This is a genomic window from Acidovorax sp. 210-6, assembly GCF_010020825.1.
GTDB classification, from domain to species: Bacteria; Pseudomonadota; Gammaproteobacteria; order Burkholderiales; family Burkholderiaceae_C; genus Simplicispira; species Simplicispira sedimenti.
This window is the reverse complement of the sequence record NZ_JAACJE010000001.1, coordinates 3,886,578-3,901,525: the sequence shown is the minus strand read 5'-3', so window position 1 is coordinate 3,901,525 and position 14,948 is coordinate 3,886,578. Positions and strand designations below refer to the sequence as shown.

At 67.3% G+C, this 14,948-nt stretch carries 13 protein-coding genes and 1 riboswitch; of the genes, 7 read left to right on the top strand and 6 right to left on the bottom strand.

What is annotated here, in order from left to right; genetic code table 11:
* Positions 1–11 precede the first annotated feature (11 nt).
* The gene (hutG, locus tag GWK50_RS18160) at positions 12–944 is read left to right on the top strand and encodes a formimidoylglutamase (RefSeq protein ID WP_162017754.1); all 933 of its coding nucleotides are present in this window, start codon (positions 12–14) and stop codon (positions 942–944) included.
* 62 nt (positions 945–1,006) lie between these two features.
* Positions 1,007–2,242: an imidazolonepropionase gene (gene hutI, locus GWK50_RS18155; protein ID WP_162017753.1), complete on the top strand. Its 1,236-nt coding sequence runs from the start codon at positions 1,007–1,009 to the stop codon at positions 2,240–2,242.
* A gap of 33 nt (positions 2,243–2,275) precedes the next feature.
* On the opposite strand, the gene GWK50_RS18150 is transcribed toward hutI, so the two are convergent.
* Entirely contained in the window at positions 2,276–2,590 is a 315-nt protein-coding gene (locus GWK50_RS18150; RefSeq protein ID WP_162017752.1) for a hypothetical protein, read from the bottom strand.
* Positions 2,591–2,642: 52 nt separating this feature from the next.
* Complete coding sequence (locus GWK50_RS18145; RefSeq protein ID WP_162017751.1) at positions 2,643–3,083, bottom strand: hypothetical protein; 441 nt, start codon at positions 3,081–3,083, stop codon at positions 2,643–2,645.
* Positions 3,084–3,244: 161 nt separating this feature from the next.
* Here GWK50_RS18145 and GWK50_RS18140 point away from each other — a divergent pair, with 161 nt between their 5' ends.
* The 3 genes from GWK50_RS18140 to GWK50_RS18135 all read left to right on the top strand — a co-directional run bounded on the left by GWK50_RS18140 (position 3,245) and on the right by GWK50_RS18135 (position 5,704).
* The gene (locus GWK50_RS18140) at positions 3,245–4,309 is read left to right on the top strand and encodes a homocysteine S-methyltransferase family protein (RefSeq protein ID WP_162017750.1); all 1,065 of its coding nucleotides are present in this window, start codon (positions 3,245–3,247) and stop codon (positions 4,307–4,309) included.
* 297 nt (positions 4,310–4,606) lie between these two features.
* Entirely contained in the window at positions 4,607–4,825 is a 219-nt protein-coding gene (locus GWK50_RS19975; protein ID WP_242455429.1) for a hypothetical protein, read from the top strand.
* 96 nt (positions 4,826–4,921) lie between these two features.
* A complete protein-coding gene (locus tag GWK50_RS18135; protein WP_242455428.1) occupies positions 4,922–5,704 on the top strand; it encodes a hypothetical protein in 783 nt (260 codons plus the stop codon).
* Here GWK50_RS18135 and GWK50_RS18130 read toward each other — a convergent pair.
* The 4 genes from GWK50_RS18130 to GWK50_RS18115 all read right to left on the bottom strand — a co-directional run bounded on the left by GWK50_RS18130 (position 5,611) and on the right by GWK50_RS18115 (position 11,404).
* A complete protein-coding gene (locus GWK50_RS18130; protein WP_162017749.1) occupies positions 5,611–7,083 on the bottom strand; it encodes an MFS transporter in 1,473 nt (490 codons plus the stop codon). The two genes, GWK50_RS18135 and GWK50_RS18130, sit on opposite strands and share 94 nt — an antisense overlap.
* Positions 7,080–8,723, bottom strand: coding sequence for an AMP-binding protein (locus tag GWK50_RS18125; protein ID WP_162017748.1), 1,644 nt, complete (start codon positions 8,721–8,723; stop codon positions 7,080–7,082). The genes GWK50_RS18130 and GWK50_RS18125 overlap by 4 nt, the downstream gene beginning before the upstream one ends.
* Before the next feature lie 335 nt (positions 8,724–9,058).
* Positions 9,059–10,363, bottom strand: a complete 1,305-nt coding sequence (locus GWK50_RS18120) for a Glu/Leu/Phe/Val dehydrogenase (protein ID WP_162017747.1) — start codon at positions 10,361–10,363, stop codon at positions 9,059–9,061.
* A 129-nt stretch (positions 10,364–10,492) separates the two neighbouring features.
* Positions 10,493–11,404 carry a PPK2 family polyphosphate kinase gene (locus tag GWK50_RS18115; RefSeq protein ID WP_162017746.1) on the bottom strand — a complete coding sequence of 304 codons (912 nt, stop codon included), beginning with the start codon at positions 11,402–11,404 and terminating at the stop codon, positions 10,493–10,495.
* Between the two features lie 199 nt (positions 11,405–11,603).
* Between GWK50_RS18115 and GWK50_RS18110 the strand changes: the two genes are divergently transcribed.
* Complete coding sequence (locus tag GWK50_RS18110) at positions 11,604–12,080, top strand: PACE efflux transporter (RefSeq protein ID WP_242455427.1); 477 nt, start codon at positions 11,604–11,606, stop codon at positions 12,078–12,080.
* 18 nt (positions 12,081–12,098) lie between these two features.
* Positions 12,099–12,182: riboswitch (S-adenosyl-L-homocysteine riboswitch) on the top strand.
* Positions 12,183–12,209: 27 nt separating this feature from the next.
* On the top strand, positions 12,210–14,930 hold the full coding sequence (metH, locus tag GWK50_RS18105) for a methionine synthase (RefSeq protein WP_162017745.1): 2,721 nt from the start codon (positions 12,210–12,212) through the stop codon (positions 14,928–14,930).
* Positions 14,931–14,948: the final 18 nt, after the last annotated feature.

Below are 14,948 nucleotides of genomic sequence, written 5' to 3'. Positions count from 1 at the left end.
AGGAGTCCACCATGAGCACGCCCTTTGCCTGGCAAGGCCGCATCGATGCCGAGGAAACCGGCCCCAGCCCGCGCTGGCACCAATGGGTGCAGCCCTTTGCCGCCACCAGCCAGGGCGGCGTGGCCCTGATCGGATTTGCCGTGGACGAAGGCGTGCGCCGCAACGCCGGGCGCGTGGGCGCTGCGCATGGCCCCGATGTTGCGCGCAAGGCGCTGGCCAACCTGCCCGTGCTGGGCGAGCCCGCGCTGTGGGACATGGGCGACATCGACTGCCCGCAGGGCGCGCTGGAAGCGGCCCAGGTGGCACTGGGCCAGCGCGTGGCGCAGGCCAGGGCGCAGGGCTGCCTGCCCCTGGTGCTGGGCGGCGGGCACGAGGTGGCCTGGGGCACCTTCCAGGGCATCGCCCAGGCGCTGCCAGCCGCGCAGCGCATCCTCATCCTCAACCTGGATGCCCACTTCGACCTGCGCATGGCGCATGCGGGCAACTCGGGCACACCGTTCCGTCAGATCCAGGAGCTGTGCGCAGCCCAGGGACGGGCGTTCTGCTACCGCGTGCTGGGCATCAGCCGCTATGCCAACACCCAGGCCCTGTTCGAGCGCGCCGAAGCGCTGGGCGCGCGCTTCTGGCTCGACGACGTTGTGCAGACCGAAGCGGGCATGCAGCAGGCCTTGGCCGCGCTGGCGCAGGAGCTGCAGGCGTGCGACGCGGTGTACCTCAGCATCGACATCGATGTGCTGCCCGGCGCCGTGGCTCCCGGCGTATCGGCCCCCGCGCCGCTGGGCGTGCCGCTGTGGGGTGTGGAGCGCGTGGTCGATGCGGTGCTCTCCAGCGGCAAGCTGGTGGCGGCAGACCTGGCCGAGTTCAACCCCAGCTTCGACCGCGACGGCCTGACCGCCAAGGTGGTGGCCCGCCTGGCCGCCCGCCTGGCGCGCGGAAAAATTTGAATAAAAAGCGCCTCTGGCGCCCTATTAATGAGCGCAAATAGCTATAAAAATAGGAGCAACCCATGACCCAACCCCCATCAGCCAGCGCCGACGGTGTGTGGCGCCACCTGCGCCTGGCCCCCGGCCTGGCGCAACCCACGCAGCCCGTGGCCGACGGCGCACCTGCCGCGATGGTGGTGCAGCAGGGCGTGCTGCGCTGGCTGGGGCCGCAGCAGGCCCTGCCCGCAGCTTTTGCGGCCCTGCCGCAGCACGATGCGTGCGGCGCCTGGGCCACGCCGGGGCTGATTGATTGCCACACCCACCTGGTCTATGGTGGCCAGCGTGCGCATGAATTTGCCCTGCGCCTGGCGGGCGCCAGCTACGAGGAAGTGGCCCGCGCCGGGGGCGGCATCGTCTCCAGCGTGCGCGCCACGCGTGCGGCCAGCGAGGACGCGTTGTACGCCAGCGCGCTGCCACGCCTGCAAGCGCTGATGGCCGAGGGCGTGTGCGCCATCGAAATCAAGTCCGGCTACGGCCTGGCCCTGGAGCATGAGCGCAAACAATTGCGCGTGGCGCGCCGCCTGGGGCGCGAGCAGGGCATCACGGTGCGCACCACCTTTCTGGGCGCCCACGCCCTGCCGCCGGAATACACCGGGCGCAGCCAGGACTACATCGACCACCTGTGCCAGCAGATGCTGCCCGCGCTGCACGACGAAGGCCTGGTGGACGCGGTGGACGTGTTCTGCGAGCGCATCGCCTTCTCACTCGCCGAAACCGAGCAGGTGTTTGCCACCGCCCAGCGGCTGGGCCTGCCCGTCAAGCTGCACGCCGGGCAGCTCTCCGACATGGGCGGGGCGCAGCTCGCGGCGCGCTACCAGGCGCTGTCGTGCGACCACATCGAACACCTCTCCCCGGCGGGCATTGCCGCCATGCAGGCGGCCGGCACCGTGGCCGTGCTGCTGCCCGGCGCCTACTACACCCTGCGCGACACCCACTTGCCGCCCATCGAGCAGCTGCGCGCCGCGGGCGTGCCCATGGCCGTGTCCACCGACCACAACCCCGGCACCTCGCCCGCATTGAGCCTGCTGCTCATGGCCAACATGGCGTGCACCCTGTTCCGCCTGACGGTGCCCGAGGCGCTGGCCGGCATCACCCAGCACGCCGCCCGCGCCCTGGGCCTGCAAGACACGCACGGCCTGCTGGCCGCAGGCCGCAGCGCGGACTTCGTGCTCTGGCCGGTGGAGGAACTGGCTGAACTCAGCTACTGGCTGGGCCAGCGGCCCGCGTGCACGGTGGTGCGGCAGGGGCGGTGGGTGTAGAGGGCGCATGCGGAGCGTTCTCTTGGATAAACCTCAACGCCCTGCTGCTCCCCCTGTTGTCAGCGCTTCGATGACCTCGCGTGTTATGGAGGCCTCCGGGTAAGCTGCATCGATCACGGTTTCAAGATGAGCGGCGAGGAGTTCAGCCAGTGGCCAGCCTACAACCCAGCTTTGACCGGTTGCTTGGCTTCGGAGCGATGGTGATAAGAACCTGACGGTCCCATCGAGTGAGTTTGCACCCGGCAGAAACAACTCGAACGTACCGGTGTCCGCAACGAATACAACAAGATACGAGCGGAGTCCTTGGCGCTTTGCGGTGACGATTTTCAACAGTTTCGTGATCTGCATGCGAGGCTTGGCCAAAGCTGAGAACCGCGTCGTTGTCTCACGCGAAAGACCATCAGGGCTGCACATTACCTGATTGCACAGCAGAGGGTCGTTGACCGACGATCGCGTTGGCCTTGATCTGCTCACTCCCGAGAATAGATTGACGATGATGCTCAAGCAGTTCCTTCATCATGGCGATCCGATAACCTGCAGTGGCTTCATCGACGCCGCGCGATAGTGATTCGACAATCTCTGAGATCTTCGCCTGAAACGCGGCATGACCTTTTGCTTCTTCAAGCGATACCTGTTGGGCGATCACCTCAGGTCGAGCTTGAATCAAGTTGATGGATGCCCGATTGAGGTCGTTCTGCCAAGACATCATCTTGTCCCTGATTTCAGACAGCGCTTTGTCGGCTCTACTCGCTTGCTTATCCGCAAGCCACCAAAAGACTACCGCGAGAATCAAACTGACGATGGAGGCAATAGTGCCGACGAAATTCAAGTCGATGAACATAGATAGCCCTATGAAAGGACGTGTGCCGCAGAACTTTCTGGGATTTACACACCCAAGCATCAAAGTTCCATGAAACCCAGCAGGCGAGCGTCGAATCCACTATAGCCGCGCGCAAGCCCCTGCCCGTACCGTGCCACCGGGGCTTTCCTACAATCACCCCCATGCAATCCCACCACTACACCCGCGCCCAGCAGCTCCCCGTCCTCCTGGCCCAACGCATCGCCATCCTCGACGGCGCCATGGGCACCATGATCCAGCGCTTCAAGCTGGGCGAGGCGCAGTACCGGGGCGAGGGCTACACCGGGCCTGATGGCGCGGGCGACCGCTTCAAGGACTTTCCGCGCGATGTGAAGGGCAACAACGAGCTGCTCTCGCTCACCCGGCCCGACGTGATCCGCGACATCCACGAGCGCTACCTGGCCGCGGGCGCCGACCTGATCGAGACCAACACCTTCGGCGCGACCACGATCGCGCAGGAGGACTACGGCATGGCCGACCTGGCGCGCGAGATGAACCTGCGCTCGGCGCAGCTCGCCCGCGCCGCCTGCGACAAGTACAGCACGCCCGACAAGCCGCGCTATGTGGCCGGCGCGCTCGGCCCCACGCCCAAGACGGCCAGCATCAGCCCCGACGTGAACGACCCCGGCGCGCGCAATGTCGATTTCGAGCAGTTGCGTGCGGCCTACCTGGAGCAGACCCTGGCGCTGATCGAGGGCGGCGCCGACGTGATCCTGGTCGAGACCATCTTCGACACGCTCAACGCCAAGGCCGCGCTGTTCGCCGTTGAGGAAGCGTTCGACCAGACCGGCGAGCGCCTGCCCATCCTCATCAGCGGCACCGTCACCGACGCCTCGGGCCGCATCCTCTCGGGCCAGACCGTCACCGCCTTCTGGCACAGCGTGCGCCACGCCCGCCCGCTGGCCGTGGGCCTGAACTGCGCGCTGGGTGCCGCGCTGATGCGCCCCTATATCCAGGAACTGGCCAAGGCCGCGCCCGACACCTTCATCAGCTGCTACCCCAACGCCGGCCTGCCCAACCCCATGAGCGACACCGGCTTCGACGAGACGCCCGAGGTCACCAGCCGCCTGGTGCATGAGTTCGCCGCCGAGGGGCTGGTGAACATCGTCGGCGGCTGCTGCGGCACCACGCCCGACCACATCGGCGCCATCGCGCGGGCCGTGGGGCCGGTCAAGACGCGCCCCTTGTTCTACCGCGAGGCGGCTTGAGAGCGTCCAGGTGCCTCGATTTGCGAGTGAAATTGTCTGATTCGGGGCGTATCTCAGACTCCCTCTCCCGCAAGGGGAGAGGGAGCTAATCCCGAGCGCGGCTATTGGCGCAGAGGCTGATGGCCATATCTGAGGTATGACGCCGATCAGGCAAAATCGGGCTCTGGCGCCCAATGGATAAGCGCAAGCAGCTATCAAAATAATAGCAACCAAGCCCCGATAGCCATCGTGCGCGAAACGCCGCAGAATGCACAGGCGGTGCGCGGATGTCCTGCGCACCACCCATGGCAGGCCGGTATGACCGTGAACATCGATCCTCCTCGGGGGGCGCCCCCTGGCGTCGCGCAGGTGCTGGCCGAGGCCGCCCTGCAGCGCCAGAGCGCGCTCTTGGGTACAGACCGCGAAAGCGCATCCTCGGCGCGCTCGCCCGGTGTACCTGCGCCCCCCATTCCGCCCCAGGCGCCGGTAGCACCCGTACCGCCCTTGCCGGTGGGGGCAGACCAGGTCCAACTGTAGCCGCAGGCCCGCGCCCGTCTGGCCGAGGCACCTGCGGCGCCATCGGGCGGTTCCGCACCGGGGCAGGGGGCGGCTGTTCTGGCGACTGCTTCCTCCATGCGCGGCGCGCCCCTGCTGGCCGCTGGGCCGGGGCGTTTGCCGCCCACCCCTGCAACGGCGGGGGCCACGCCGCTGCCGCCCTGGCCTGCCACGGGCGTGGGCGCACCGCTGCGCAGCATGCTGGCCGAGCTGGTGCGCCAGGTCACCACACCTGCGCAGCAGCCCCAGCGCGTGCTTGCCGTGCAGCCCTGGCCCGCCGTGCTGGTGCCGGTGGTAGAGGGTGCTGCGCTGGGCGAGGATGGCTTGCCCGGCCTGCCGCCGTTGCAGCACTGGCTGGTGCGCCAGGGTGTGGTGCAGACGCCGGAAGGCGAGCGCGCTTTCTCGCTCACCCTGCGCGTGCCCGTGCCCTGGTTGCAGGCTCAGGCACAGACCGCCATTGCCCCTGCGCCAACGCCAGCCATGCCGTCTTTGGCCGCGCTGTTCGCGGGCAAGCCGCAGGCCTTGCAGTCGGGTACCTGGGCGCTGGTGCTGCAATCCACCGAGCCTGCGTCGGTGCGCACCAGCGCATTGCTGACGCTGGAGTTTGCGCCGCTGGTGCAGCCGCCCGTCTATGGCCGCGAGTTGCTGCACGCCCGGCAGGACCCTTGGCTCCAGATGGCCGTGCTGCAGGCCAGCGGACAGTTGCCCAAGGACGAGGATGCGGCGCGCGAGCGCGAAGCGGGCCTGTGCCAGACGCCGGGCTGCCCCTATGCCGCTCGCGCGTCCTGCGCGCAACCGTTCTGTGTGGCGCTGCGGGTGGTGCAGCCCTCGGGCCCGGTGGAGCCCATGCCGCCGCTCTGAAGCGCTGGCGGTGCGATGCCTGTGTCCACGCTCTGCCGGATGGTGGCGTGCTGTGCACGGGTGATGGGGTAGGCCAGCAGCAGCGGAATGGCCAGCAGCAGGCACAGCGCGGGCAGCGGCCCGGTCATGAGGGCGATGCCCTGCAGCGCCAGATCGCCCTGGGGCACGTTGGGCACGTAGCCAGTCCAGTCCAGCATGCCCGCGATCAGCACCGTGGCCAGGGTGCGCGCCAGCTTGTCCACCAGCCCGTAAAAGCCCAGGTACATGCCCGTGGTGCGCTCACCCGCCTGCATGTGGCCGTGGTCTATGGTGTCGGGCACCATGGAGAACGGCACGATCCAGTGCGCCCCCATGCCCAGGCCGATAAGCACCAGCAGCGCCACCATGGCCACCTGCTGGCCGGGCTGCAGGAAGTACAGCGCCACCAGGCCCGCTGCGCACAGCAGCAGGCCCAGAACGTAGGTACGGCTTTTCTCCCAGCCATCGACCACGCGCTTCCACCCGAACAGTGACACCCCCACCACCAGCAGCAAGATGCCCATGAAGCGCGGCAGATCGCTTTTGTCGCCTTGCAGCCGGTACACCACAAAGTAGGCCAGTGCGCCCTGCACCAGTGTCAGGCCCAGGCGCACCAGGCCCACGGCGCCCACCAGCAGGACAAAGGGACGGTTGTGCAGTGTGACCTGCAGCGTGCGCTGTACCGACGCAGCCATGGACATTTGCGGGTGCGTGGCCGGGGGGCGCAGGCAGTGCACCGGTTCGTGCACGCGCCAGGCCACCCAGGCCACGCAGAGCCCGGCAAAGACGCCAAAGCAAAGCCCCGCCAGGGCGTAGCCGGTGCGTGCATCGGGGGAGGCGCGCACCAGCAGCGGCATGAGCACGCTGCCGCCTACAAAGCCCAGCAGCGCCCCCATGGATGCAAAGGCGGTCAGGCTGGTGCGCTCGTCGTAGTCCAGGGTCAGTTCGGTGGCCAGGGCCGAGTAGGGCAGCTGCACCAGCGTCATCAGCGTGTCGAACAGCGTGTAGGTCAGCGCGATCCAGACAAAGGCCGCCAACGGGCTGAGCCCAGGGGGCACCATCCAGACCGCAGCCGCCGCCAGCGCGAGTGGCAGTGCACCGTACAGCAGGTACACCCGATGCCGCCCATGGCGCGAGCGGGTGCGGTCGCTCATCCAGCCGAACAGCGGGTCGTTCACGGCGTCCCAGAACTTGCCCACCAGCAGCGCGGCACCCGCGATGGCCGGGGGTACCAGCGCCACGTCGGTGTAGAAGATCATGAGCAGAAAGCTCATGGCGGCCACCAGCATCTGCAGGCCCACGTTGCCGACGGCGTAGCTCAGCTTGGTGCCCGTGCCCAGGCGGGGTGGGGTGGCCGTCATGCGGCCACCTTGTCGGGCGCGGTGGCCCAGGTGGGGGCGGCGTTGCGGTCCAGCAGTGCGCGCACTTCGCGGCGCAGCATCTTGTTCAGAAAGCTGCGCGGAATGTCGGCCACCAGGTGTACGCGGTCTGGTTGCTGGGCCTTCGGCAGTGCGGCGGCCATGTGCTGGAGCAGCGCACGCTCCAGCGCCACGCGCGCTTCGGGGCTGGCCAGGGCGTCGCGCTGCCCATGGCGTGGGCTGAACACCAGCACCGCCTGGAAGCCATGCTGCACCAGACAGGCTTCCTTGACGGCGGGGTGGCAGTGGGCCACTTCCTCCACCTCGCGCGGGTTGATCCACTGGCCCGCGCGCTGCACCCGGTCGGCCGTGCGGCCCAGCACATGCAGGTAGCCGTGGCGGTCGAAGTAGCCCACATCGCCCATCACCACCCAGCCTTCGCGCAGGGTTTCTGCGGTGCGTTCGGGGTCTTTCCAGTAGCCCTCAAAGGCCACGGGCGTGCGGGCGGTGATCAGGCCGGTCTGCCCGGCAGGCAGGGGCTGGAAGTCGTCGTCGCGGATGACCACCTCCACGCCGTCCACCACGCGCCCGGCCGAAGCCAGGATGTCCAGCGCCACCGGTTCGCCCGCAGCGTCCACATGCTCGTGCGGCAGCAGCCAGGTGATGGGGGGCAGGGCCTCCAGGCAGCCGTAGCCCTGCTGGAAGATCGGGCCGAAGCGGCGCACGGCTTCGGCCACCTTGGCGGCAGGCATCATCTCCGAGCCATAGGGCACATGGCGCAGCGAGGACAGGTCGTGCCGCGCCAGCGCGGGGTCGTCCAGCAGATCGATGATGGCCGAGGGCGACAGGAAGGCGCGGGTCACGCGGTGCCGGGCAATCAGCCGCGCCAGGGTTTCGGCATGGAAGTTCTCGGGCATCAGCAGGGCACTGCCCGACAGCAGCGTGGGCAGCACCAGGCCCGAGCCCGGCCCGGTCAGTGGCATGCCCAGCATGTTCACATCCTGCGTTCCACTCGGGCGGCTGAAGTCGATGGCCTGGCTGATCAGGCGCACGCTGTCGAGGTACTTGCGGTGCGTGTAGCCAATGCTCTTGGGAAGGCCGGTGGTGCCCGAGGTCATGTGCAGGGCGAACACGTCGTCCTCGTGCACCGGCTCGCGCCCGCGTTGCGGCATGTGGGCCGCCAAGGCGCTTTCGTAGGCCATGCCCAGCGCCAGCACCCGCATGGCGGGCCAGCGCTCGCGCACCACGGGCAGGATGGTGCGGCTCAGTTGCGGGTCGTGGATGAAGACCGCCGGGCGCAGGCGTTCGAGCATGTCCAGCACGGCCAGCGCGGGCAGATGCTTGTGGAAGCTCGCAAAGATGGCGCCGTTCTCATAGGTCGCGAGCCGGGTCTCGTACTGTTCGCCGGTTTCGGGCAGCCAGGTGAAGACGATGTCGCCCTTGCGCACGCCCTGCGCCTGCATCCAGGCATGCAGGCGCAGCACGCGGTCCTGCAGGCAGGCGTAGGTAAAGCGCCCCCGGCGGTCGATGAGGGCCGTCTTGCGGCCATGCAGGCGGTAGGCCAGGCGGGCCACGTCGCGCGCGGTGCGCAGACGACGCAACATCCAGCGGGCCAGCATGCTGCGCAAAGATGGAACTGCCACGGGAAATCTCCTCTTGAATGGAGGAAGTGTTCCCGTTGGATGCCGCCAAGAAAGCTACCAAATGCGAACGCCGGTAAGCAGATGTAGTCCGGCTGGTTCAGTGGCAGCGCACGGCAGACAAGCGGCAGCGCCGCCGCCTGCCCTGTGGCCCGCAGGCCACAGGGCAGTGCCTTGGGAGGGGGCGCAGAGTGACGATGACCGCGCTCTGTGCTGCGCAGCATAGGCCAGCGGCCCCCGCGCAAGGGCCGCCCCGCAGCGCTGGGGGCGTCCCCCTGCCTGCAGCGCGAAGCGATGCGAGAGCGGGGGGGAAGGCGCCGAAGGCGCTCAGAGGGGTGTTACGGATACAGTCCGCGCATTTCGCGGGCGTGGAGGATGCGTTGGCAGGCCACGATGAAGGTGGCCGTGCGCAGGCTCACCTTGTGTTCCTGGGCGACCTTCCAGACGCCTGCAAAGGCCTCCTGCATGATGCGCACCAGACGGGCGTTGATTTCGTCCTCGCTCCAGAAGAAGCTGGAGAAGTCCTGCACCCATTCGAAGTAGCTCACCGTCACGCCGCCGGCGTTGGCGATCACGTCGGGCAGCACCAGCACGCCCTTGTCGTGCAGGATGTCGTCGGCCTCGGTGGTCGTAGGGCCATTGGCGCCCTCGATCACCATCTTGGCCTTGATCTTGCCTGCGTTGTCCTTGGTGATCTGGCCTTCCAGCGCAGCGGGGATCAGGATCTCGCAGTCCACGCCCCAGAAGTCCTCGTTGGAGATCGTGTCGGCGCCAGCGAAGCCGCCCACGCCGCCGGTTGCCTTCACATGGGCCAGCAGGGCGGGCACGTCCAGGCCGTTGCTATTGAAGAGGGTGCCGGTGTGGTCCTGCACGGCCACCACCTTGGCGCCAGCGTCAGCGAACAGCTTGGCCGCGGTGCCGCCCACGTTGCCGAAGCCTTGCACGGCCAGGCGGGCACCTTCGATCGGCAGGCCGGTCAGCTTGGCGGCCTCCACGCCCACGGTGAACACGCCGCGGCCGGTGGCCTCGACGCGGCCCAGCGAGCCGCCCAGATCCACCGGTTTGCCGGTGACCACGCCGGTGGCGGTGGCGCCCACGTTCATGGAGTAGGTGTCCATCATCCAGGCCATGATCTGGCCGTTGGTGTTCACGTCGGGCGCGGGAATGTCCTTGGACGGGCCGATGAGCAGGCCGATCTCGCTGGTGTAGCGGCGCGTCAGGCGCTCCAGTTCACCCATCGAGAGCTTCTTGGGATCGACGCGGATACCGCCCTTGGCGCCGCCGTAAGGCACGTTGACGGCGGCGTTCTTGATCGACATCCAGGCCGACAGGGCCATCACTTCGGACAGCGTCACGTCCTGGTGGAAGCGCACGCCGCCCTTGCCGGGGCCGCGGCTCAGGTTGTGCTGCACGCGGTAGCCCTCGAAGTGGGCGATGGTGCCGTTGTCCATCTCGATCGGCACATCCACGACCAGGATGCGCTTGGGGCGCTTGAGCGTTTCCACCCAGCGCGCCAGGCTGCCCAGGTAGGGGGTGACACGGTCCACCTGCTGGAGGTAGTTGCCCCAGGGGCCGAGGTGGGTGGCGTCGAGGTACGACGGCAGGGGATGGTTCGTCTGAACGGAGCCGGAGAGGTTCTGCATGCGGTGTTTCCTTGTGGGAGATAGGCAAGGCACGCAGCTTAGGGGTGGGGGTGGGGACTTGTCCAAGGCCAGTGTGTTCGGTGGTTATGCATCTGATGCATAACCACGCGTGGGTCGCCGCGTGGGCGTTCATTCCACCTTGAAGTGGGCCAGCGCCGGGTCGCCCGGCGGGTAGCGCAGGTCCAGGTTGCGCAGCACCTCGCGCAGCACGGTGGCGATCATGAGGTTGCGGTGCGTCTTGGAGTCGGCCGGCACGATGGTCCAGGGCGCCCAGGGCGTGTGGGTGGCTGCCAGCAACTGCTCGTAGGCGTGCTGGTACTGGGCCCACTGTTTGCGTGCATCGATGTCGCTCATCGCGAACTTCCAGTGTTTGGTGGGGTCGTCCAGGCGCTCCTGCAGGCGCAGGCGCTGTTCCTCGTGGCTGATGTGCAGCATGAACTTGAGCACGATGGTGCCGGTCTGGCTCAGCATGCGCTCGAAGTCATTGATATGGCCATAGCGCTGGTGCTGCTGCTCGGGCGTGATCCAGCCGTTGACCACGGGCACCAGCACGTCCTCGTAGTGGCTGCGGTTGAAGATGGTGATGTCGCCCGCCTGCGGCACCTGCTGGTGGATGCGCCAGAGGTAGTCGTGCGCGCGCTCGGCCTCGTTGGGGGCCTTCCAGCCCACGGTGTGCACGCCCAGCGCGCTCATGCGGCCGAACACGCCGCGGATGGTGCCGTCCTTGCCGGAGGTGTCCGTGCCCTGCAGGATCACCAGCAGCTTGTAGCGCTTGTCGGCGTAGAACAGGTTCTGCAGTTCGTCCAGTTCCAGCGCGAGCGATTCGACCAACGCCTTGTCCTGGTTCTTTTCGCCGGTGGAAAAGGGCTTGTCCGCCGGGTCGAAGTCCTGCAGCGACACCTCGCCCCGGTGCTTGCCGGTCTTGCGCCGCTCGGGCTGGCCGTCATTGCGCAGGTCCTGCGCAGAGCTGCCCACATCGGGCTGCCAGCGGCCCCAGCGCTTGGCCAGGTCTTTGTTGCGGCTTTCAAAAGGGGCTTGCATGCATGTCTCCTATGCCTGGGCTCTGAGGTTTGTCGCACAGCTTAACCGGGTGTGACAGGTTTGTGAATGCTATTATTTTTATAGCTGTTGGCGCACGTTTTTATTGCGCTGGAGCCCCGTTTCATTTGTGTCTTCCGCACTGCGGAGCGGGGTGAATAGGCCCAGTGGGTGGGCCGTGGCGCGGTACCATGCGCACCTGATGTCTTCTCCTGCCCTGATTGCCGGGCTGCAGGGCGTGCGCCGCCGTGTGGTCTATGTCTCCATTTACGAACTCATTGCCATTGCGGTGGTCACGGTGGGCCTGTCCCGCTACACCGGGCAGGACATGGGCCACTCGGGCGTGATGGCCGTGGTCTCCTCGGCGGTGGCCGTGGCCTGGAACATCCTCTTCAACACCTTGTTCGAGCGCTGGGAAGCGCGCCAGGCTGTGCGCGGCCGCAGCCTGCGCCGGCGGGTGGCGCACGCCATCGGGTTCGAGGGCGGGCTGGTGTTCACCCTGGTGCCGCTGTTTGCCTGGTGGTTCGACATCAGCCTGTGGGAGGCGCTGCTCATGGACCTGGGCCTGATCGTGTTTTTCCTGTGCTACACCTTTGTGTTCAGTTGGGTGTTCGACAAGCTGTTCGGCTTGCCCGCATCGGCCCTGGGGCCTGCTGCGCTGGGCACGGTGGAAAAGTAGCCGGTAAAATCCCGCCCTGCCCCCAAGGAGCGTTGCAGCAGATCCCCTGCCGGATCTGTCAGGCTTGGGGAATCCAGTCACCCGCAACGACGCTCACCTGTTCCGGGTTGTATTGCACAGGTGGGCCGCATGTCTGAAATTTCCCTTCCCCCCATGAAGCTGTCGGGCCTGGAGCCCGTCTCCATCGGCGCGGATTCGCTGTTCGTCAACGTGGGCGAGCGTACCAACGTCACCGGCTCCAAGGCGTTCGCGCGCATGATCCTGGGCGGCCAGTTCGAGGAAGCCCTGGCCGTGGCCCGCCAGCAGGTGGAGAACGGCGCGCAGGTCATCGACGTCAACATGGACGAAGCCATGCTCGACAGCAAGGCGGCCATGGTGCGCTTCCTCAACCTGATGGCCTCCGAGCCCGACATCGCGCGCCTGCCTGTGATGGTGGACAGCTCCAAGTGGGAGGTCATCGAGGCTGGATTGCGTTGCCTGCAGGGCAAGGGCATCGTCAACTCCATCTCCATGAAGGAGGGGGTGGAGGAGTTCAAGCGCCAGGCGCACCTGGTCAAACGCTACGGCGCGGCGGCCGTGGTGATGGCCTTTGACGAGAAGGGCCAGGCCGACACCTACGAGCGCAAGATCGAGATCTGCGAGCGCGCCTACCGCATCCTCGTGGATGAAGTGGACTTCCCGCCCGAAGACATCATCTTCGACCCCAACATCTTCGCCATTGCCACGGGCATCGAAGAACACAACAACTACGCGGTGGACTTCATCAACGCCACGCGCTGGATCAAGCAGAACCTGCCGGGCGCCAAGGTGTCGGGCGGCGTGTCCAACGTCTCTTTCAGCTTCCGTGGCAACGACCCGGTGCGCGAGGCCATCCACACCGTGTTCCTGTACCACGCGATTCAGGCGGGCATGGACATGGGCATCGTCAACGCCGGCATGGTGGGCGTGTACGACGACCTCGAACCCGTGCTGCGCGAGCGCGTCGAAGACGTGGTGCTCAACCGCCGGCCCGACGCCGGCGAGCGCCTGGTCGAGATCGCCGAAAACGCCAAGGGCGCGGCCAAGGACGAGAGCAAGCGCCTCGAATGGCGCAAGGCCCCCGTGCGCGAGCGCCTGTCGCACGCGCTGGTGCACGGCATCACCGAGTTCATCACCGAGGACACCGAGGAGGCCTACCGCGCCATCGTGGCCGACGGCGGCCGCCCGCTGCACGTGATCGAAGGCCCGCTGATGGACGGCATGAACATCGTGGGCGACCTGTTCGGCCAGGGCAAGATGTTCCTGCCGCAGGTGGTCAAGAGCGCGCGCGTGATGAAGCTGGCCGTGGCGCACCTCATCCCCTACATCGAAGAGGAGAAGCGCCAGGACGAGGCCGCCGGGCGCGACGTGCGCACCAAGGGCAAGATCGTCATCGCCACCGTCAAGGGCGACGTGCACGACATCGGCAAGAACATCGTCACCGTGGTCCTGCAGTGCAACAACTTCGAGGTGGTGAACATGGGCGTGATGGTGCCCTGCCACGAGATCCTGGCCCGCGCCAAGGCGGAAGGGGCCGACATCATCGGCCTGTCGGGCCTGATCACGCCCAGCCTCGAAGAGATGCAGTACGTGGCCGGCGAAATGCAGAAGGACGAGCATTTCCGCATCAAGAAGATCCCGCTGCTCATTGGCGGCGCCACCTGCAGCCGCGTACACACCGCCGTGAAGATCGCGCCGCACTACGAAGGCCCCGTGGTCTATGTGCCCGACGCCTCGCGCAGCGTGGGCGTGGCGCAGAACCTGCTGGGCGACAACGCCGCCAGCTTTGTGCAGGAAGTGCAGGCCGACTACGACAAGGTGCGCAGCCAGCACGCCAACAAGAAGCAGGTGCCGCTGTGGCCGCTGGACAAGGCCCGCGCCAACCGCACCGCCATCGACTGGGCTGCCTACCAGCCCACGGTGCCGCGCCTGATCGGGCGCCGCGTGCTCAGCAACATCGACCTGGCCGAACTCGTGCCCTACCTCGACTGGGGCCCGTTCTTCCAGACCTGGGACCTGGCGGGCGCCTATCCCGCCATCCTGCAGGACGAGGTGGTGGGCGAGCAGGCGCGGCGCGTGTTTGCCGACGGCCAGGCCATGCTCAAGAAGATCATCGAGGGCCGCTGGCTGCAGGCCAGCGGTGTGCTGGCGCTGCTGCCCGCCAACAGCGTGGGCGACGACATCGAGTTCTACACCGACGAGACGCGCAGCCAGGTCGCCCTGACCTGGTACGGCCTGCGCCAGCAGACCGAAAAGCACGCCGTCGAGGGCCAGATGCGTCCGAGCCGCTGCCTGGCCGACTTCGTGGCGCCCAAGGGCAGCGGCATCGCCGATTACGCCGGCCTGTTCGCCGTCACGGCGGGCCTGGGCGTGGAGAAGAAGGAGCAGGAGTTCCTCGCGGAACACGACGACTACTCGGCCATCCTGTTCAAGAGCCTGGCCGACCGCCTGGCCGAGGCCTTCGCCGAATATCTGCACCAGCGCGTGCGCACCGATCTGTGGGGCTATGCGCGTGGCGAACAGCTCGACAACGAGGCGCTGATCGCCGAGCAGTACCAGGGCATCCGTCCCGCGCCCGGCTACCCGGCTTGCCCGGACCACAGCGCCAAGCGCGCCCTGTTTGCACACCTGCAATGCGGCGAGATCGGCATGCAGCTCACCGAAGGCCTGGCCATGGCGCCTGCCGCCAGCGTGAGCGGCTTTTACCTGGGGCACCCACAAAGCACCTATTTCAGTGTGGGCAAGATCGGCGAAGACCAGCTCGCCGACATGGCCCAGCGCCGCGGCATGGACGAGGCCGAACTGCGCCGCCTGTTGGCCCCCAACCTCTGACTGAAGCGCCCGCCTGCG